Genomic DNA, 16,408 nt, shown 5'->3' on the forward strand with positions numbered 1-16,408 from the left:
CCGAACGGAGTGAGGGAACGATCGAAGCCCGAAGGGGGCGAGACGCCGCAGGCGGCTCGATGCGCTAGCACGAGAGCGCGACCGGCCATCTCCCAGGTGGCCGGGGACGCCCACATGACTTCAATGAAATCCCCGTGGACAGCTACCCACCCAGCCATCGGCAAAATGGCAATGGCATGGACATACGAGCCCTACAAGACGATGAACTGATGGCCCAGGCCCGAGACTGGCGGCAACGGGCACTGCGCGGCGAGAAGGACGCACGCGGCCTCGCGCACGAACTGGAATGCGAAGTGCGCCGGCGCTTCCCCAGGAACAATGCGCCCCATGCACTGCCGCCGATCCAATTGCTCGGCGCCGTGCCGCAAACACCCCAGCGGCGCTGGAAGCCCTGGTAAGCACCGGCTCAAAGGCAGCCCGCCCGCATGACTGCGCCACGGCCGATCGGCGCTGATCCCGAAATCCCCCCGAAATAGCGCGAATTTCGAGTGGCCCGGTCACGGGCCAATGCCTACCGTGGAATCTCCACCTTCTGGAGAACCACCATGAGCGATCCCATGCAACCCGGAACGCCTGCGCCTGGAGCAGAAGGGCCTGGCATCTTTCTGCCGACCCTCATCTGGACCACCGACCGCAAGACGGTAGGCAACGAGATGCAGCGCCTGCTGGGACGGCGCGCACAGCTCAACGTCCTGCTGTCCGCCTCCGAAGAAACGGACGACGGCACCACCTGGTACGCAATGGCCCAGGCCACGCTGAACCAGCTGGACTGCGATATCGAACGTCTCTTCGAGTGGCTGGGCGACTACGAACCCGACACACCCACGCCCGAAGTGCCATCGTAATGTCCGGCATGAAGGGAGCGATCCGGCACCAGCCGGTTCGCTGCGCGAGAGGGGCGCCAAGCCTGCGCGGCGGGGATAGCCCGCAGGGCTTTCCCCTGGAGGCAAGCGCAGCGCGTAGCGCCCCGCCAGGGGCGCGAAGGCATCAGGCCGGGTCGTCGGGGCGCAGGCTGGCTTCCGACACCGGCATCCACGGCGATGACGAGTCCAGCAGGTAGCGCGCACCGCGCGCGTACAGGCCCGAAAGTCCGCTGGGACGATAAAACCCGGTGACGCGGCACCGGAACTGTGCGCCAAACCCGTTGGTATAGATCACCGCGTCGCCGAGCGCAAAGCGCAAGGGCTGGCCGTTCTCCGGTGGGAACGGCTTGAACGCATCATGCTCTGCCGTGATTTCGAGGATGTAGTCGTGGTGGCTGCTCATGGCCTTGACCTCCTGAAATGATTGAGAACGCTCAGGAGCGCCTTGCGGCGCCCCAGAACCAGGTCAGACAACGACACGCCCCGCCAGCCGCGCATCGCGCGCATAGGCGCTCAGCCGCTTCTCGGCACGAAAGTGCAGATCCCGCTCTACCGGCAAGCCCAGCCGCCCGCGCACGGTCGCCAGTTCGGAAAGACTGACCCAGCCGATTTCCGGCATCCCTAGGCCCAGGTCGCAAAGACCGAAGGCGTGATCGTGGTCATCGGGATCAATCTCGGTCAGCAGCCAGGTCGCGCCGGCATCCGGCGTGAACAGCTTGACCACTGGGGCCGGATCGAAGTCCGGGTTCTCCAAGGATTCGCGGCCGTTGGCCAGCAGCACGATGCGCTGCTCGTCCGTGATGAATGCGTGGTTCATGGTGAACTCCTGTAAGGTTACCGGGCGGAATTGCCCAGCCCTTGCAGGGCACGGCGCAGCGCAAGCAGTCAAAGATCGAAGACGGCCGCCAGGCCGCAAGCGCCGAAGGTGCGCAGTCATTGACGGCGAGCACGCCGTGGCACGATGAAGGGAACAGCAAGCCGCCACACCTCACCACGCAGCCACCCCGGTATTGACAAGCGTAGCGCGCAGGTCCGAAGCGTCAGTCCAGATCAGAGCGTCCGGGCTTGAAGCCGGATGACTGCGATTCGGCACGAAGCTCGGGGCGCAGCCCATGAGCCCGACGAAGGAACGTCGGGATGCAGGCCAAGTTGTCAGCAGGCAGTTGAAAAGTGGTGCTGGCCTTCAGGCGCTGTCAATTTTCTTGATCTTCCGGATACGCCGCCTGGGGAATCGGCACCCAGCCATCGCGGGTGATGCCTGCCCCGATGCGTATGTTCTGGCTTTCAGTTGCCGCCCAGTGCCCACCCCGGTGCAATACGGCGCGAATCACCGACTTCCGCGGATGATCCTCATCCGCCTTGGCAGAACTGCATATGGCATTCCAATGGTGCTTGTCCGGCATACTGTTCAACCGTGGGCCGAGCAGTTGATCCAAGACTTCGGTCGAAACGTTGTGTCGCCCGCCGTGATGGGGCACTTGGAAATACCGAATACCTGGCAGCGCGAGTCCCACGAAAGGTGCGTAGTCGATCACCTCCTGCAGTGCTTCACGCCCGGCATCGCCAGTAAGCATGACGCGATGACCGTTCAAGACAGCCGACTGCACCACACTCATTTCATTCTCACGACTGGTCGGCTCAGGCGGGAAATATTCCTCGCCCCACAGGGACTTGATGTAGGCGGTCGCGGCCTTCACTGCCCGGAATATGCTGCTCAGCGCGCTATCAAAAGCACTTTCTTCGACAGCTTCCGGTGTCTTCGCGGAGTCCACGATCAGGTCCAAGTAGCGCCCCAGGGTAGGTGCCATGACCGCGAACGGACCGATGCTCTGCCCCTGAAGGGGGGCATGGATTGGAATTCCCTTCTCCACCGCAATATCCTCAAGAATTGCCGTGGCATCGTAGATTGAGCGCAACTTCCGTCGCAGGGCTTCAACCGATTCATAGGTCTCAAAGCGATCGATCAACTGGTCCGCGTATATCCACGGCCGGTTGATCCAAAGATTCCTGACCGTGCATTGCTCCAGGACTTTTCGTAGTCCGTTGGCGTGATCGCGATCTGGGTGCGTGAGGATCACATGGTCGATGACTGTTGTTCCATAGTACGTCTTCAGATGCTCGACTATCTGATCACCCGTATCCAGATACCCACCGTCAACAACGTGCACGCCCTCGGTGCCATTCACCGAGTAGCGCAGCGTGATCGCGTCCCCGCTTTTCGCTGTTTCGACGCCAAGAAAGTCGATCTCGAAGTAGTCAGCCATACATCCCTCTTGTTTTATGCCAACAAAGTGCCGGTGGCTTTGCACCTACCAGCGATCCACCGCACACGTGAGTCCTGTCGGAGTCCATACCAACGACACGGCCGGAAGGCCGCCAGCATCCTCGGCGATGCCGCGCAATGTATTTCGGTCGATACCCGAATGTGCGCCGCCTTTCGGGTGGCTGTGCCACGTTCCTATAAAGGCGAGATACCCCAAAGAGGCCGCGTTTGCGGCGCGCAAATTTTGAACAAGCCCGTTGGTTCCGAGGACGAAGCGGGCGGCCTCTCGAACACTGTCAGGCGGTGCCTCAACAAGGCCTGCAATGGTGATGGTTCGATTTTCAAACGAGATGCGGCCGATCAAGGCGCCGCCTGTTTCCAGAGCACCCCAGCGCAGCGCATCAGCATGGATTGCTTGCGCAACTGGGGACAGGACCCGAATGTTCCAGCCACCATCGTCTGCGACTTCAAGCGCAGTGGTCGGGCCAAGGCTGGCGCGGGTCCATGCCATTCCAAGGCCTTCGGCATCTGAGATTCCGGCGCAAAGCGTCGCTTCCTTCGGAAGCCCATCAACGAGCCATCGTTCCAGTTGCAGGCCGGCCAGTGACGTCGACCGCGAAACAACGGCGTCAGACATAGGCATCGTCAGCGAATGACAGTTGTCACCCACGAAAATCCGAGTCGGCTCAGACGTCTCGCCGGCAATCGACGCACGCAGTTCCGGTGCAAACCGGCAGCACTCGAACAAGAACGCCGTGAGGTCGTCAACTCGGCCGGCACGGCCAGCTCCTTCGAGCAATACCGCCACACAGCGCCCCTGACCATACATCGCGATCCGTGCCAATCGGGCTGGGGATTGATCCAACGCTGCCGATTGTGTTTCTGCAGCCAGCACCTGAAGTGACGCCGTCGCATCCACGATGAGGGCCGCATCCTGCGGAACGGTTGCCGCAAACTGTTCCGGATCGACCAAAAGAGTCACTGCGTCGGTGTCGAACGCTCGCGATTGAAGATGCGACAGCGATTCAAAGGCTGTCTTCATCAGCGCCGACTTCCGAGGCGGAACCAGAACTGATGCCCGCTCAATGAGTGCATGCCGCGCGGCGTTGTGAGGCGACATGGGTTCGTTGTCGACGAAAGTCATCGAACCAAAGCCCGCTCGCCCCAGTTGCATCGCGACTTTCGATCCCACGCTTCCGCAGCCGAGCACGACCAGCGGCTGTGATGTGGCTGCGTATGGAATGCCGGACGTCCTTGCCAGCAGTTCAGGAGACAACGCATGCGCGTGAAAGGCCGGGTGAACCGTGGCGTTACGCTCCAGGAGCGATTGAGCGTTGAGTTCATAGCGCACCACATAGGGCAATACCTCGACACTCCTCCCTGGCGAGCCCACAAGCGACGCTGGCCTTTGCACAGCCAGAATCACAATCGCGTACAAACCATGCACCCAGCCATGCGAGTCCTGTCGCATATCCAGGATTGAGCGTCCGAAATAACCGTCCACTTCCTGGGCCAAAGCGTCGCGATCAATACCAAGCTCCGCTGCTCGATCGAGCAGCGTCGCGAGATCGACAACTGTCTCTGGTTGATAGCGTCCGATCACATGCGGGAGGCCGTCGGTCATCGGAGCGCGCGCGATGAAGGCCGCGGCATGGCCGTTCCCCCATTTGCCCAGCTTGTCGTTGTGAACATCCTGATAAAACACAGGATCGACTTGTGCGGTCAGTTCGGCGTTGATGATGGCGTACAGACCGCCATCGATCGTCACGTAGCCTGCGGGAACCACCAGAATCGTGCCGTCAGCGGGAGCGGCGGCCGCGACCTTCTCGGCACTGAATACAACGGTCGAAGGACAGCTGTCTCGGCGCGTTGGTTCCCACCCCTGCTCCAGGTCCAGGAGTGTTCCGGCCGCGGCCTTGTGCAGCCAGTCGATCAACTGATCGACAACGGCGTCCAGGCCAAACCGATGCAGCAGCTCGTTCAACGACCCTTCGAATAGGCACGGCGAGACTAACTCGCCTTGGCGATGGGGGTTGATGTGCGGCAAGTTGAGCGGGAAGTCCGCACGTAAGAAGGGCTCGGGTGCAGACAGGGGCCAGTCACTACCGAATACCAGCACGCACGTCTCGACGGTGCGCACTCCGGTCTCAGAGATACCATTGCGCCGAGACCTGTTCGGCAGTTGGACCGCAACATCGACTTCAATCTCCGTCGATGCACCAGTTGTCCTTGGCTCGCCAACGCGGATAAGGCCTCGATGCCGCTGAAGTTGATGCAGTGCGTCTGCGATGGTGCCCGTCATGATGCTCCGTGCGGCATGGGGGTGCGCGCAGAGGTCACCACGGCAGCGGCCTTCGATCCGGACTCCTTCTTCGAGGGAGGTTGCACACCCTGAGCGGTTACGGTGAAAACGAGCGGTTCCACGGACTTTTCGCTGGGGTACTCGCCTGTGCAGTAGAACTCGCCTTTTGCTTCGTCCACGATCGTCACGTACTCACGCTTCGCACGGATGCAGGGCGGATCGCTGTCATCATCTGCAATCGGCTTGCAGCTGGCGACGATGACGGCGCCGTCACGGGTCTGCGAAAGCGCCTTGCGAGCATCAGCATCGAGCTTGGCTTTTTCACGGTAGTCGGACCAGCTGTCATAGGACAGCGAATGCCAGGAACAATGATGAGGCGCCTGCATGATGTCGTACTCAAGCACATCTGCTTCAGCCTTGTGGCGTTGCCACTGGCGGTTCCAGATGAACACCTCAGCATCGCCACCAGTAAGGAATTTCGCACCATCCGGCGTCTGCGCGTCAGCCGCCAACGTGATGTTCAGAATAACGCTGGACTGGTTCTTGACCAGGCACTCTTCCTCTTCCTCGTCATCCTGGGCGTCCAGTGGAGCCAAAAGAAACGCAGAAAAGAATGCGGAACTCTTGCCATTGATCGTTGAAAAGCGCGTGTCCACCTTCCGCACAATCGAAGTGAGATCATCGGTTTTTCCGTCGATGTCCTCGCCCATGATCTGAATGCGGTCACCGTTCCCGACGGCGAAATTCTTGTCACGGTTCAGTTGCACGCGCCGACGCGCCTCCGTGTTGAATGCCTTGGCGTCGTCGCTCAAGGTGTGCGTCTTGCTGGCGCGTCGAAACACGATCGGGGACGACCACATCTCGCGGATCACGATTTTCTTGTCCTTGTCGTCCTTCTTGTCGTCCGGGTACTTGTCGAGTGGCCCTAGGTAGAAGTGTCGCTTCAACCCTCGGCAATGGTCTTGATCCGGGTGGCTCAGCAGGAACGCATCGACATACGGCCTGCCGTTCTCATCCTTCTTCAGTCGTTCGCGCAAATCCTTGGCGACATCGCGCGCCTCCCCGTCAGGGTCGTCGGCGTCTTGCCTGATGTTTACGTCGATCAGCAGAGTCGTCGCGTCGAGATCGCCGAACTTGATGAGGGTCATGTCCCCGTTGTCGACGGGAAAAAACGTGATGGTTGTAGGCACTGGGGTCTCCGGGTAGACGACCGAAGGATGATCGCGTATAGTTAATGTACGACGATTTTTTATATCCGTCTACTTTTTAGGCGTGACTGATGCAAAAACCTTCCGTTCCTGCCGCCGAACCTGCTGAGCCTAAGGGGCTAAGTTGGGGGCTGGAGAGCAGACTTCAATTCATCGATTTCCGTCTGCGCTGGGAGCGGCGCATCAACCGGATGGATCTCACCGAGCACTTTGGTATTTCGGTCCCGCAGGCATCGCTGGACATTTCCAAGTACATGGAGTTGGCGCCGAGCAACCTGACTTACGACCGCAGCTCCAAGACCTACACGGCAGCGCAGAGTTTTCACCCGCTTTACCAACGAAGCTCGGCGCAACGCTATCTAGCAGAACTGCTAGCGACAAAGATGGGAATTGTCGAGCCGACGGCCAGCTTCATCGGCTCCGCGCCGGAGACAGATTGGGCCCCGTCCCCTTGGCGCACGATCAATGAGCAGACCGTCGAAGCAGTGGTGCGCGCAATCCGCCAGCAGGAATCCATTCTGGTGAGCTACCAGTCCATGACGTCGTTGGATGAATCGGTTCGCTTGCTGTCTCCCCACGCCCTTGGCAATGACGGTTTTCGCTGGCACATGCGCGCGTTTTGCCACAAGCGCCAGCGCTTCAGCGATTTCGTCCTTGCTCGAATCCTGCGCATCGATGGCTTCGAGGCGACCCAAGTGGACTCCAACCAAGATTCGCATTGGCAAACTGTATTGACGCTGGTACTTGCACCGCATCCCGATTTGCCTGCAGCCAAGAAACGAGTCTTAGAGTTGGACTACGGCATGGAAGATGGAGAGGTCAAACTTCCATGCCGCCAAGCGTTTCTGTACTACACGCTGAGACGTTTGGGTTTGCATACCAAGGAAGCACCAGACCCCCTCGCACAGCAGATCACGCTAAAAAACCGCGATGAAATCCAACCCTATATCGACGCCTTGGCGGCACAGGCCTGACTTCACATGACAACAATTTTTGAACTGGTCAAAGACCCCTACGAGCGCAAGGCACGTGTTATCCCTGGCCTTCTTGTGGCCTTACCCGTGCTGGTGCCGCTGTTGTGCGTCTACGGGGCTCGGCACCCTGTGCTTACAGGTGTGATCGGCCTGCTGGGCGGCTGCGGCGCTATCTATGCACTCGCGAGCGTAGCGCGCGGACGTGGTAAAAAACTTGAAGAGATGCTGGTCTCAAAATGGGGTGGCATGCCCACGACCATCGCACTACGCCACCGCGACAAGTTCCTTGATGGTGTCAGCAAGCAGCGTTATCACACGGCGATCACTGCCAAGTTGGGTATCGCCATGCCAACGGCAGAAGAAGAATCAGCAAACCCAGACAAGGCAGACGACATCTACATCGGTGCCACTAAGCGGCTTCGCGAACTCACGCGTTCCAACAAGCAGCTCTTGCTGAAAGAGAACATCGCCTATGGATTTCATCGCAACATGCTGGCGATGAAGCCTGTCGGTATCCTGTCGTGCCTCATGGGCGTCGTCTACGGATTGTTGATTGCAAAGATTTTGCAGGTAGCACCTCTCCAATTTGACTTGGTGCACCTTGCCGATCCAGGGCTTGCCGCAGGCTTGACATTGCTCATTTCGCTGGCGCTACTTGCCGCATGGCTACTGTATTTCGATCAGGACGCAGTAAGGCGGATGGGATTCGTCTATGCGGAACGTTTGTTTGAATGTTTGCCGTCGTTGCCTTCTTCCTCCTCACGGAAGAAAGCCGTAAAACCGACTACAGACTGAGGTTCTGCCCAATCTCCAAACAGGCGTATAGCTCCGCAGGTGTGTCTACCGCTTCCACGTCTTGGGACGAATCGTTCCGCGAGACTCCAGCAAGAGCCGCGTGCTTTCCAGTTCCTTTTGCAGCACATCGGTATCCGGCAGAACCATCCGGTAGTTCGCCGCCATGACCTTGGTGGGTAAGCCCTCCAGCGCATACCGCGCCAGGGCGAGCCCCTTGTCGGCACAAAGAATCAGCCCCACCGGCGGGTTCTCCTCGGGATAGGCCCAGTGTTCCTTGGCATAGTTGCAGTACATGTGCATCTGGCCCACGTCCGCATGCGTCAGACTCCCCAGCTTCAGGTCGATGATGACCAGGCAGCGTAACTTGCGATGGAACAGCAGCAAGTCCACCCGATACCAGGTCTGGTCGATGCGCAAGCGCCGCTGCCGTCCAATGAAGGTGAACCCTTCACCCAATTCGAGCAGGAAGTCTTCCAGCCGCCGGATCAAGGCGGCCTCCAGATCGGACTCCGAATACTCGTCCTTGAGGTCGAGGAACTCCAGCACATAGGGGTCTTTGATGGCATCGCCGGGCGCGACGGCATCTTCGGGCTTGGCCACCGCGCCCTTGGCCAGCATCGCCGCCTTGTTTTTCGACAGCGCCGTGCGCTCGTAGAACTGGCTGCCGATCTGCCGATCCAACTGGCGCACGCTCCAGCCGCCGCGCAAGGCCTCGGCTTCATAGAACTGGCGCGCATGCTCGTCCTTGACCGACAACAGCCGCACATAGGCCGACCACGGCAGCGTGAAGACCTGCGCCAGCTCGTCCAGCCGCCAAGGCCGCACTGGCTCCGGGGAAGATTCGCCAGACACTGTCTGGCGAATTGGCCGGGTCAGAAAAAACGACCGCATCTGCTGCAGGTTCTGACGGCTGAAGCCACGGCCGAACTGCTGGGTGAGGTCGCTTGCCAGCCGCTCGATCAACTGCTCGCCATAACCCGCGCGCCGCTTGCCCTGTTGCTCGGCCTCCACGATGCGGCGGCCAATCTCCCAGTAGCTGGCCGTCATCAGCGCATTGACGCTGCGCGCTGCCGTCTGGCGCGCGGCATCGAGCAGATCCACGATGCCGCCGTGGATGCCGGCGTAGCCGGCAGGCACGGCGGCGGGTGCGACTCCCGCCATCGCAGGCGCCTTCTTGGTCATGCAGCCACCTCCGCAGGCCGCTGCGCCTCGGTGATCGTCTTGCGCCGGTTCGCCACCAGCTCGGCCGCCTTGCGCACCGGATCGTCCTCGGTGTGGACGTAGCGCATGAACATCGCCACGGTCTTGTGCGCCGTCAGCGCCATGCCGACCTTGACCGGGATGCCCGAGTTGGCAATGTCGGTCGCGGAGCGGTGGCGGATGCCATGCGTGCCGACGTGCGTGGCGCCCGCCGCCTTGAGGGCGCGGCTCCAGCCGCCGTAATACTCGCCCGTGGTCAGGTGCTTGCCGGGATGGCTTGGAGACGGCAGCACATAGGGAGTGCCTTCCTGCCGTGGCGCCGTCGAGAGCAGTCGATAGGCTTCCTCGCTCATGGGCTTGGACATGCCGCCCGTCTTGCTGTCCGGCCAGACCACGCGGCGGTTGTCCAGGTCCACCCAATCCCATCGGAGCGTCACGATTTCGGAGCGGCGGCCGGCGAACTCGAATTGAAGGCGGATCGCCAGCGGGATGACGTAGTTCTCCAGACCCTCGGCTTCGATGTGCTCCAGTCGCCGAAACAGCTTGCCCATGTCCTCGTCGCTGATGAGGTGGGTGGCCTTGCCGTTGGGGTACATCGGGACGTGGCGGCAGGGGTTGGTGCCGTCAGGCCGGTGGCCCCACACCTCGGCCAGGTTGAACATCTTGCGCATCACGCTGAAAGCACGGTTGGCCTCGGCCGGCTTGTGCGCCATCTTCTTCATCGCCGTGGCCACGTCCGGGCGCTTCACGTCCTGGACCTTCAAACGGCCCAGCATCGGAACGATGCAGCGGTCGATGACGGCCTGATACCCGCGCTGGGTGCTGGGCTTGTTGCGCTGCTTGGAGTAATCCTCCATGAACTTGGTACACAGCTCCTTGACCGTGGGGGCTGAACGGGCGGCGGCCTTGGCCGCGCTGGGGTCGCCGCCCCGGCGCACCTCGGCCAGCCATTCCTGGGCCAGCGAGCGGGCCTGCTCGACGGTCAGTTCCCCGTACAGGCCCAGGGCGGGCTTGCGCCGCTCGCCAGCGTTCGTGCGGTACTGGAGCATGAACACCTTGCGGCCCGCTGGTGTAACCTTGCACAGGAAGCCGGGCACCAGCGTGTCCCGGAGTTCGACGGCCTGCGCCTGGGGTTGTGCCGCATCGACTGCGGACTTGGTGAGCTTGAGTTTTGCCACGATGACTCCTCGGAAAGACCCGATTCCCAAGAGCCATGTAGGGGCCATCAGAGGGGAAGCCGGGTCAGGTTTCGGAAAGCACCGGCATATGTTGGACTCGCCTAAGTTATTGATAAACCTGCTGTATCGGGCTTCGGCGTAGTCCAGCAAAGTTCGGTGCTGGAGTCATGGTGAAATGAAAAAAGGGCATGCCTTCTCCCGGGGTTCAAACGTTAACGTTGACCGAGTTCGCATGGTCGCATGACTGCCAGCGAACAACAAGACATGACACATCACTTTCATGCTACCCAGCGGCGCAAGGTGCGGACAGGGTTGGTCGTGCATTGTGCCGTAGTATGACAAATGCCGTGCTGGATGATCGACTACAGTTTCCCGTGTTGCGGACTTTAGTAATAATTAATATACCCGCGCTCGAACTCCCCTATGTATCAAATGTCCGCACATCTTATCGACGTTCTGTCATATTGAATGGGGAAGAAGGGGCCCGAGCTGGCCCCAGGCCGACGGATCATTATCCGACGCCGGTCTCGACATCTTGGCTCTTTCACCTTGGTCGATCAAGGCTGAAGCGTGGTGGCCACTTGCCCCTGGCCACGCCCGGGCCAAGTACGGGCTTCGTATGGGGAGTGAAGGGCACCTGAAAGTACCCCAGCCAGAATACTTTGACGAGATGACAGCAACGCGAAAATATGTGCCCACATTTTTCGCCTAACGTTGCCGGTAGGGTGAGATTCCGAGCGAAGGTTAGCCAGGCAGGCCTTATTGCCTGAAATCATATCGAGGATTAAATAAGCGCTAAGAGTAACGACGGGATTAAGTCTGTTCGCCATACCCTTTCACTCTGGTGCAAATCCTGGTCGTGCTCCCTATGGGCTCAGGGCTGGCGCAGGGCGTCGCCGAGCGAATGGTGAAGATGTTCGAACACCGCGCTCACTCGGCGCCGATGTCTTGACTCTCGATGCATCAGCAGCCACAGCTCGGTCTGGCTGTCCTTGATGATGTCCGTAAGCTGCAGCAGGTCATTCCTGCCTCGCACCAGAAACGTCGGCAGGATGCCGACCCCCATGCCCAGGGCCACCAGTTCCATGACGGTCAAGATGCTGTTGACACGGTACTTGGGGCGAATCTTGGGGAACTGTCTCTTGCGCCAAACGACAGACGGGTGACCCGGCAGCGCGTCGTCGGGGGCGATCCAGCTCAGCTTGGCAGCCTGATCTGCATTCATCCCCTCGATCGGGCCATGCTCGCGTGAGGCAAACAAGGCAACCTGGATCGCGCCCAGATGCTTGCCGATCAGATGCACCGGTACATCCTTCGTAGCGCGAATCGCGATGTCGGCATCGTGGCGGACCAGGTCCGCGATTTCATTGCCCGTATGCAACACGTAGGAGATGCGCGGATGCCGCGCATCCAGAGGTTTCAAGGCCGATGCCACCAATCCATGCAGAACCGCATCGGTCGTCGTGATATTCACGCTGCCTGACACCTGTTCGGGCGAGCCTTGCGCGATCGACTGTGCAGCCTCCAGATTAAGCGCGATCGCCTCGGCTTGCTCTGCCAGCGCAGCACCCAGTTCGGTCGGCTGATAGCCGGCTCTCGATCGCTCGAACAGACGTTGGCCCAGTCCGCTTTCGATTCGCTGGACAGCGCGAAACACGGTCGCCCCAGCAATACCCAGACGCTCGCTCGCGCGGGCGAGCGTGCCGCCTCGAACCAGGGCCAGGACCACATGCAGGTCCGACGCACTCAGCGTGTATGGCATTTGTTCGCGCTTCATCGTTGCTTCCACGTAAACGGTCATTACGACAGCGTCCATTCCGATTGGAACAGCCCACGTATACATTGCTCAGGCACCGTTGTGCCAAAGGTAGACACTCATGAATTCTTCGCGCGAAGCATACCAAGCAACAGCTCCAGGCGTTGCGCCAGCGGCCTATGGGGCGACCTTGCTGCGGGTGGCGCTGGGCATCATGTGGATCGCGCACGCCTTGCTCAAGCTACTCGTCTTCTCCCTGCCTGGCACCAGCCAATACTTCGACAGCGTGGGCTTGCCCGGCGTGCTGGCCTACCCGGTCTTCGCCGCCGAAATCGTGGGCGGCGTTGCGTTGGTGCTGGGCATCTACGCCCGCCAGGCGGCGCTTCTGCTCATACCGATCATGATCGGCGCCGCTTGGGTCCATTGGCCAAACGGTTGGGCGCACACCAGCGAAGGCGGCGGATGGGAGTACCCCGTCTTTCTGATCGGGGTTTCGTTTGCCCAATGGTTGCTCGGTGACGGCGCGCTGGCGCTACGCACCAGCGGCCGCATGGCGCCTCGGTCCTAGTGCTGGCGGAGACGACCATGAACGCCGCCACCCCTGAATTCGTTCTCATCAGCCACACGCTGTGCCCCTACGTACAGCGCGCGGCGATCGCCCTGTACGAGAAGGGCATCGCCTTCGAGCGCCGCGACATCGACCTGGCCAACAAACCGGCGTGGTTCCTCGACCTCTCGCCGCTGGGCAAGACGCCCGTGCTGCTGGTCGACGGCACGCCGATCTTCGAATCGGCCGTGATTTGCGACTTCCTCGACGAGACCCAGGCGCCGGCATTGCACCCCCCGGAGCCGATCGTGCGAGCGCGCCATCGTTCGTGGATCGAGTTCGGCTCGGCGCTACTGAACGCTATCGGCAGCTTCTACAACGCCGCGGATGAAGCACTGCTGCGCGATCGTGCGAACGATATTCACGCGCGGTTCCGGCAGATCGAAAGCACGCTCGGAGCCGGCCCGTACTTCGCTGGCTCGGCCTTCAGCTTGGTCGACGCGACCTTTGGCCCGGTGTTCAGGTACTTCGACGTGTTCGAGTCGATCGACGATTTCGCGTTCTTTCAGGACCTGCCCAAAGTCTCGGCATGGCGCGCGCAGCTATCTCAACGGCCATCGATTCAAGCCGCCGTCTCCAGCGACTACCCCCGACTGCTCACACAGTTCTTGGTACGCCGGGGCTCCGCGCTGTCCGACCGCATCACCAAGGCATAGATCCATTCATGTCCCTGCACTGCCCCGTTTGTTTTTTTGTTGCTCCCCGACCGAACTGGCGCGCCACCTGGCACGCCAACGATCCACCCCGCACCCCCACATAGGACTGTCGTTATGAACTCGGGAACCCTGCTGGCATCACCAGCGCACCAAACCGCCATTCAGGGGCGGACGGATATCACGCAGCACGAGATAGCCGCCCTGCGCACCCAGTTCAATCTCGCCGATGCCCACACGCATCAGGCCCAGAGCCCGACGCAGCAGTGCATCGTCGAGCGCCTGCCCAGTATTTGGGAAGCTGCCGTGCAGCATACTCAGCAGCAGAGCGAGCAGGCGTTCATTCGCGCCTTCTACCACTTGCATGGCCAAGACCGCGCGCTCGAACGCGAAGGACAGATCTACCTGGTCTACGCCGCCTCGATCGGCATGCACATTACCGCCACCTACCTGCAGCAACAAGGCATGCGCGTCGGGCTGATCGAACCGTGCTTTGATAATCTGCACGACCTGATGCGCCACATGCAAATACCGATGGTGCCGCTGGGCGAAGAACTGTTCGCCGATTCCGGCGCTATCTATCAGGGCCTGCAGCAGAAGGCCGACCAGTTCGACGCGGTTTTTCTTGTGGACCCGAATAACCCGACCGGGACGAGCCTGGTCGCGCCTTCGGATACGCCGTTTCGAGAGGTGGTGCGATTCTGCGTGGATCACGACAAACTGCTGGTCCTCGATTTCTGCTTCGCGGCATTCATCTTGGCGTCGGGCCACAAGCGCCCCGATGTCTACGCGATCTTGGAAGACTCCGGTGTCCGGTACATCGCGATGGAAGACACCGGCAAAACCTGGCCCTTGCAAGATGCCAAGTGCGCCACGATCAGTACCAGCCTGGGCCAGGTCAACGACCAGCTTTATCCGATCGTGACGAGCGTGCTGCTCAACGTCTCCCCATTCATTCTGCGCTTGGTGACGGAGTATGTGCGCGACAGCGGTATGGACGGCTTTGCCTCGGTACGCACACTGCTCGATGAGAATCGCCATACCGCGCAGCAGCTTCACGGCGGCTTGCTCAACTATTTGCCTCCGGCGATCAAGACCAGCGTGGCCTGGTTCGAGATCAACGATCCCGATGTCAGCGCCGATGCCTTGCAAGCCCACCTGCTGGACTACAACGTCTACGTGTTGTCCGGCAAATACTTTTACTGGAGCAATCCAGAGCGCGGCCAGCGCTACATTCGCCTCGCACTGGCGCGCAACCAGCCTATGTTCGCCGCCGCCATCGCGACGATGGGCCAGGCCCTTGAGGAGCTGGCCGTATGAACGGGCGCACGGTTTTCCTGGATGCAAGCTTTTTTCTCGGTATGCACGCTGCTGATCCTGCGCACCGTCGGCGCTCTTTGGCCTATTTCACTCGGCACTTGGCGGACCGACCACGCATGACGTATGAGCAGATCGGTATCTGCGATGCGGTCATCTGGGGCCAGGATCGCCACACGCAGGATCTCTACTATCCCTTCATGGATCGCCTCCATACCGACATGGCGATTCAGCGCGGCGGCTATACCTACTCCGAGATTCGGGCGGCGCTGGAGCATCACGACCTGATCCAACTGCCCCCTGAGACCGCGCTGCTGGCTGCACAGGTGCTGTATCACGAAGCCCTGCTGGCCACGCATGATCGCGCGCTGCTCGCGCTGCCAAGCCTCCAAGGTCGAATTATCGACCTGGGCCAGAACGCCGAGCCGGTCGAGTTTCCCGAGCCGCTGCGAACCCTCTACGACGAATCAACGGTGTTTGTATATGACGAGCAGCACTGACATCGCAAAAGATATCGACAACTTCGTCCCCTTGGTCACGCCGTTCGATGCGGATGGCAGGGTGTGCAGCGCCAGCGTGGCGCGATTACTTGCCTCGGTCCGCCACAGCACCAACGGCGTCATTCCATGCCTGACCTCGGGCGAGGGATGGCGCTTGACCGACGCGCAGTGGGCGTCGATGCTCGCACTCACCTTCGAGCATGCACATTGCCCCGTGATCGTCGGCATAGAGCGCCGCACGACCGAGGAGGTGCTGGCGCTGGCCAAGGCGGCCAAGGGCCAGGGTGCCAACGCCATCATGCTGACCACGCCCTTCGGCACGTCGGTCAGCCAAGCGGCAATGCTCGAACATTTCCGGCGCGTGCATGATGCTGCGGACTTGGATATCTACATCTACAACGAGAGCAACCTGTCGGGCAACGAAACGGAACTGGACACGCTGCTGGCCATTGGTGCGCTGCCGCGAGTCGTCGGCATCAAGGATTCCCCTGACCAGCCGCGCAGCGCCGATGAGGTCCGCAGCTTGCGCGAGTGCGGCATGAAGTACCTGCTCGGTTGGGAGCACCAACTCGCCACGGGCTTGCCCGCAGATGGTTGTGTCGTGTCCCTGGCCAATCTCGAGCCCGAACTGTGCCGGCTGGCTTCCTGCGGCCGCCACGGCTTGATACATGCTGAAGTGGAGCGCTTGAGCCAGATATACCAACTCGACCGCGACGACTGGTATCGACACATCAAGGCAGAACTGGCCGCGCGCGGGATTATCCAATCCCAGCAACTTGTCGAGCAATAAGG

The 16,408-nt window shown here is 60.7% G+C and carries 17 protein-coding genes; 9 read left to right on the forward strand and 8 right to left on the reverse strand.

Annotation, left to right across the window (positions count from 1 at the left end; translation table 11 throughout):
* Positions 1 to 134 precede the first annotated feature (134 nt).
* Positions 135 to 398 (forward strand): hypothetical protein, encoded by a 264-nt coding sequence (locus A6745_RS28305; RefSeq protein ID WP_012204589.1) that lies wholly within the window; start codon positions 135 to 137, stop codon positions 396 to 398.
* A 147-nt stretch (positions 399 to 545) separates the two neighbouring features.
* On the forward strand, positions 546 to 845 hold the full coding sequence (locus A6745_RS21850; protein ID WP_003056213.1) for a hypothetical protein: 300 nt from the start codon (positions 546 to 548) through the stop codon (positions 843 to 845).
* Between the two features lie 142 nt (positions 846 to 987).
* On the opposite strand, the gene A6745_RS21855 is transcribed toward A6745_RS21850, so the two are convergent.
* The 5 genes from A6745_RS21855 to A6745_RS21875 form a co-directional block, all read right to left on the reverse strand.
* A complete protein-coding gene (locus A6745_RS21855) occupies positions 988 to 1,266 on the reverse strand; it encodes a hypothetical protein (protein ID WP_021027902.1) in 279 nt (92 codons plus the stop codon).
* A gap of 63 nt (positions 1,267 to 1,329) precedes the next feature.
* Positions 1,330 to 1,680: a DUF2958 domain-containing protein gene (locus tag A6745_RS21860; protein WP_003056217.1), complete on the reverse strand. Its 351-nt coding sequence runs from the start codon at positions 1,678 to 1,680 to the stop codon at positions 1,330 to 1,332.
* Between the two features lie 376 nt (positions 1,681 to 2,056).
* Complete coding sequence (locus A6745_RS21865) at positions 2,057 to 3,127, reverse strand: ComEC/Rec2 family competence protein (RefSeq protein WP_003056219.1); 1,071 nt, start codon at positions 3,125 to 3,127, stop codon at positions 2,057 to 2,059.
* 45 nt (positions 3,128 to 3,172) lie between these two features.
* Complete coding sequence (locus tag A6745_RS21870; protein ID WP_011517546.1) at positions 3,173 to 5,428, reverse strand: Mov34/MPN/PAD-1 family protein; 2,256 nt, start codon at positions 5,426 to 5,428, stop codon at positions 3,173 to 3,175.
* The gene (locus A6745_RS21875; RefSeq protein WP_003056221.1) at positions 5,425 to 6,618 is read right to left on the reverse strand and encodes a ComEC/Rec2 family competence protein; all 1,194 of its coding nucleotides are present in this window, start codon (positions 6,616 to 6,618) and stop codon (positions 5,425 to 5,427) included. Before A6745_RS21875 ends, A6745_RS21870 begins: the two co-directional genes overlap by 4 nt.
* A gap of 89 nt (positions 6,619 to 6,707) precedes the next feature.
* On the opposite strand from A6745_RS21875, the gene A6745_RS21880 reads away from it, so the two are divergent.
* Positions 6,708 to 7,610: a WYL domain-containing transcriptional regulator gene (locus A6745_RS21880; RefSeq protein WP_003056222.1), complete on the forward strand. Its 903-nt coding sequence runs from the start codon at positions 6,708 to 6,710 to the stop codon at positions 7,608 to 7,610.
* 6 nt (positions 7,611 to 7,616) lie between these two features.
* On the forward strand, positions 7,617 to 8,405 hold the full coding sequence (locus A6745_RS21885) for a hypothetical protein (protein ID WP_003056223.1): 789 nt from the start codon (positions 7,617 to 7,619) through the stop codon (positions 8,403 to 8,405).
* Between the two features lie 45 nt (positions 8,406 to 8,450).
* Here the strand turns inward: A6745_RS21885 and A6745_RS21890 are convergent, their stop codons facing one another.
* From A6745_RS21890 to A6745_RS21900, 3 genes are all read right to left on the reverse strand, one after another.
* A complete protein-coding gene (locus tag A6745_RS21890; protein WP_003056224.1) occupies positions 8,451 to 9,587 on the reverse strand; it encodes a PDDEXK nuclease domain-containing protein in 1,137 nt (378 codons plus the stop codon).
* On the reverse strand, positions 9,584 to 10,783 hold the full coding sequence (locus A6745_RS21895) for a tyrosine-type recombinase/integrase (protein ID WP_003056225.1): 1,200 nt from the start codon (positions 10,781 to 10,783) through the stop codon (positions 9,584 to 9,586). The genes A6745_RS21890 and A6745_RS21895 overlap by 4 nt, the downstream gene beginning before the upstream one ends.
* A gap of 874 nt (positions 10,784 to 11,657) precedes the next feature.
* A complete protein-coding gene (locus tag A6745_RS21900; RefSeq protein WP_231886071.1) occupies positions 11,658 to 12,560 on the reverse strand; it encodes a LysR family transcriptional regulator in 903 nt (300 codons plus the stop codon).
* A gap of 100 nt (positions 12,561 to 12,660) precedes the next feature.
* On the opposite strand from A6745_RS21900, the gene A6745_RS21905 reads away from it, so the two are divergent.
* The 5 genes from A6745_RS21905 (at position 12,661) to A6745_RS21925 (ending at position 16,406) form a co-directional block, all read left to right on the forward strand.
* Positions 12,661 to 13,107: a DoxX family protein gene (locus tag A6745_RS21905; RefSeq protein WP_066131871.1), complete on the forward strand. Its 447-nt coding sequence runs from the start codon at positions 12,661 to 12,663 to the stop codon at positions 13,105 to 13,107.
* Positions 13,108 to 13,124: 17 nt separating this feature from the next.
* Positions 13,125 to 13,802, forward strand: coding sequence for a glutathione S-transferase family protein (locus tag A6745_RS21910; RefSeq protein ID WP_066131874.1), 678 nt, complete (start codon positions 13,125 to 13,127; stop codon positions 13,800 to 13,802).
* Between the two features lie 114 nt (positions 13,803 to 13,916).
* A complete protein-coding gene (locus A6745_RS21915) occupies positions 13,917 to 15,119 on the forward strand; it encodes an aminotransferase class I/II-fold pyridoxal phosphate-dependent enzyme (RefSeq protein ID WP_066131877.1) in 1,203 nt (400 codons plus the stop codon).
* Positions 15,116 to 15,616: a DUF6190 family protein gene (locus A6745_RS21920; protein ID WP_066131880.1), complete on the forward strand. Its 501-nt coding sequence runs from the start codon at positions 15,116 to 15,118 to the stop codon at positions 15,614 to 15,616. The genes A6745_RS21915 and A6745_RS21920 overlap by 4 nt, the downstream gene beginning before the upstream one ends.
* Positions 15,600 to 16,406, forward strand: coding sequence for a dihydrodipicolinate synthase family protein (locus A6745_RS21925; protein WP_066131883.1), 807 nt, complete (start codon positions 15,600 to 15,602; stop codon positions 16,404 to 16,406). The genes A6745_RS21920 and A6745_RS21925 overlap by 17 nt, the downstream gene beginning before the upstream one ends.
* Positions 16,407 to 16,408 lie beyond the last annotated feature (2 nt).

This window comes from Bordetella ansorpii, from assembly GCF_900078705.1.
Taxonomy (GTDB): domain Bacteria; phylum Pseudomonadota; class Gammaproteobacteria; order Burkholderiales; family Burkholderiaceae_B; genus Bordetella; species Bordetella ansorpii_A.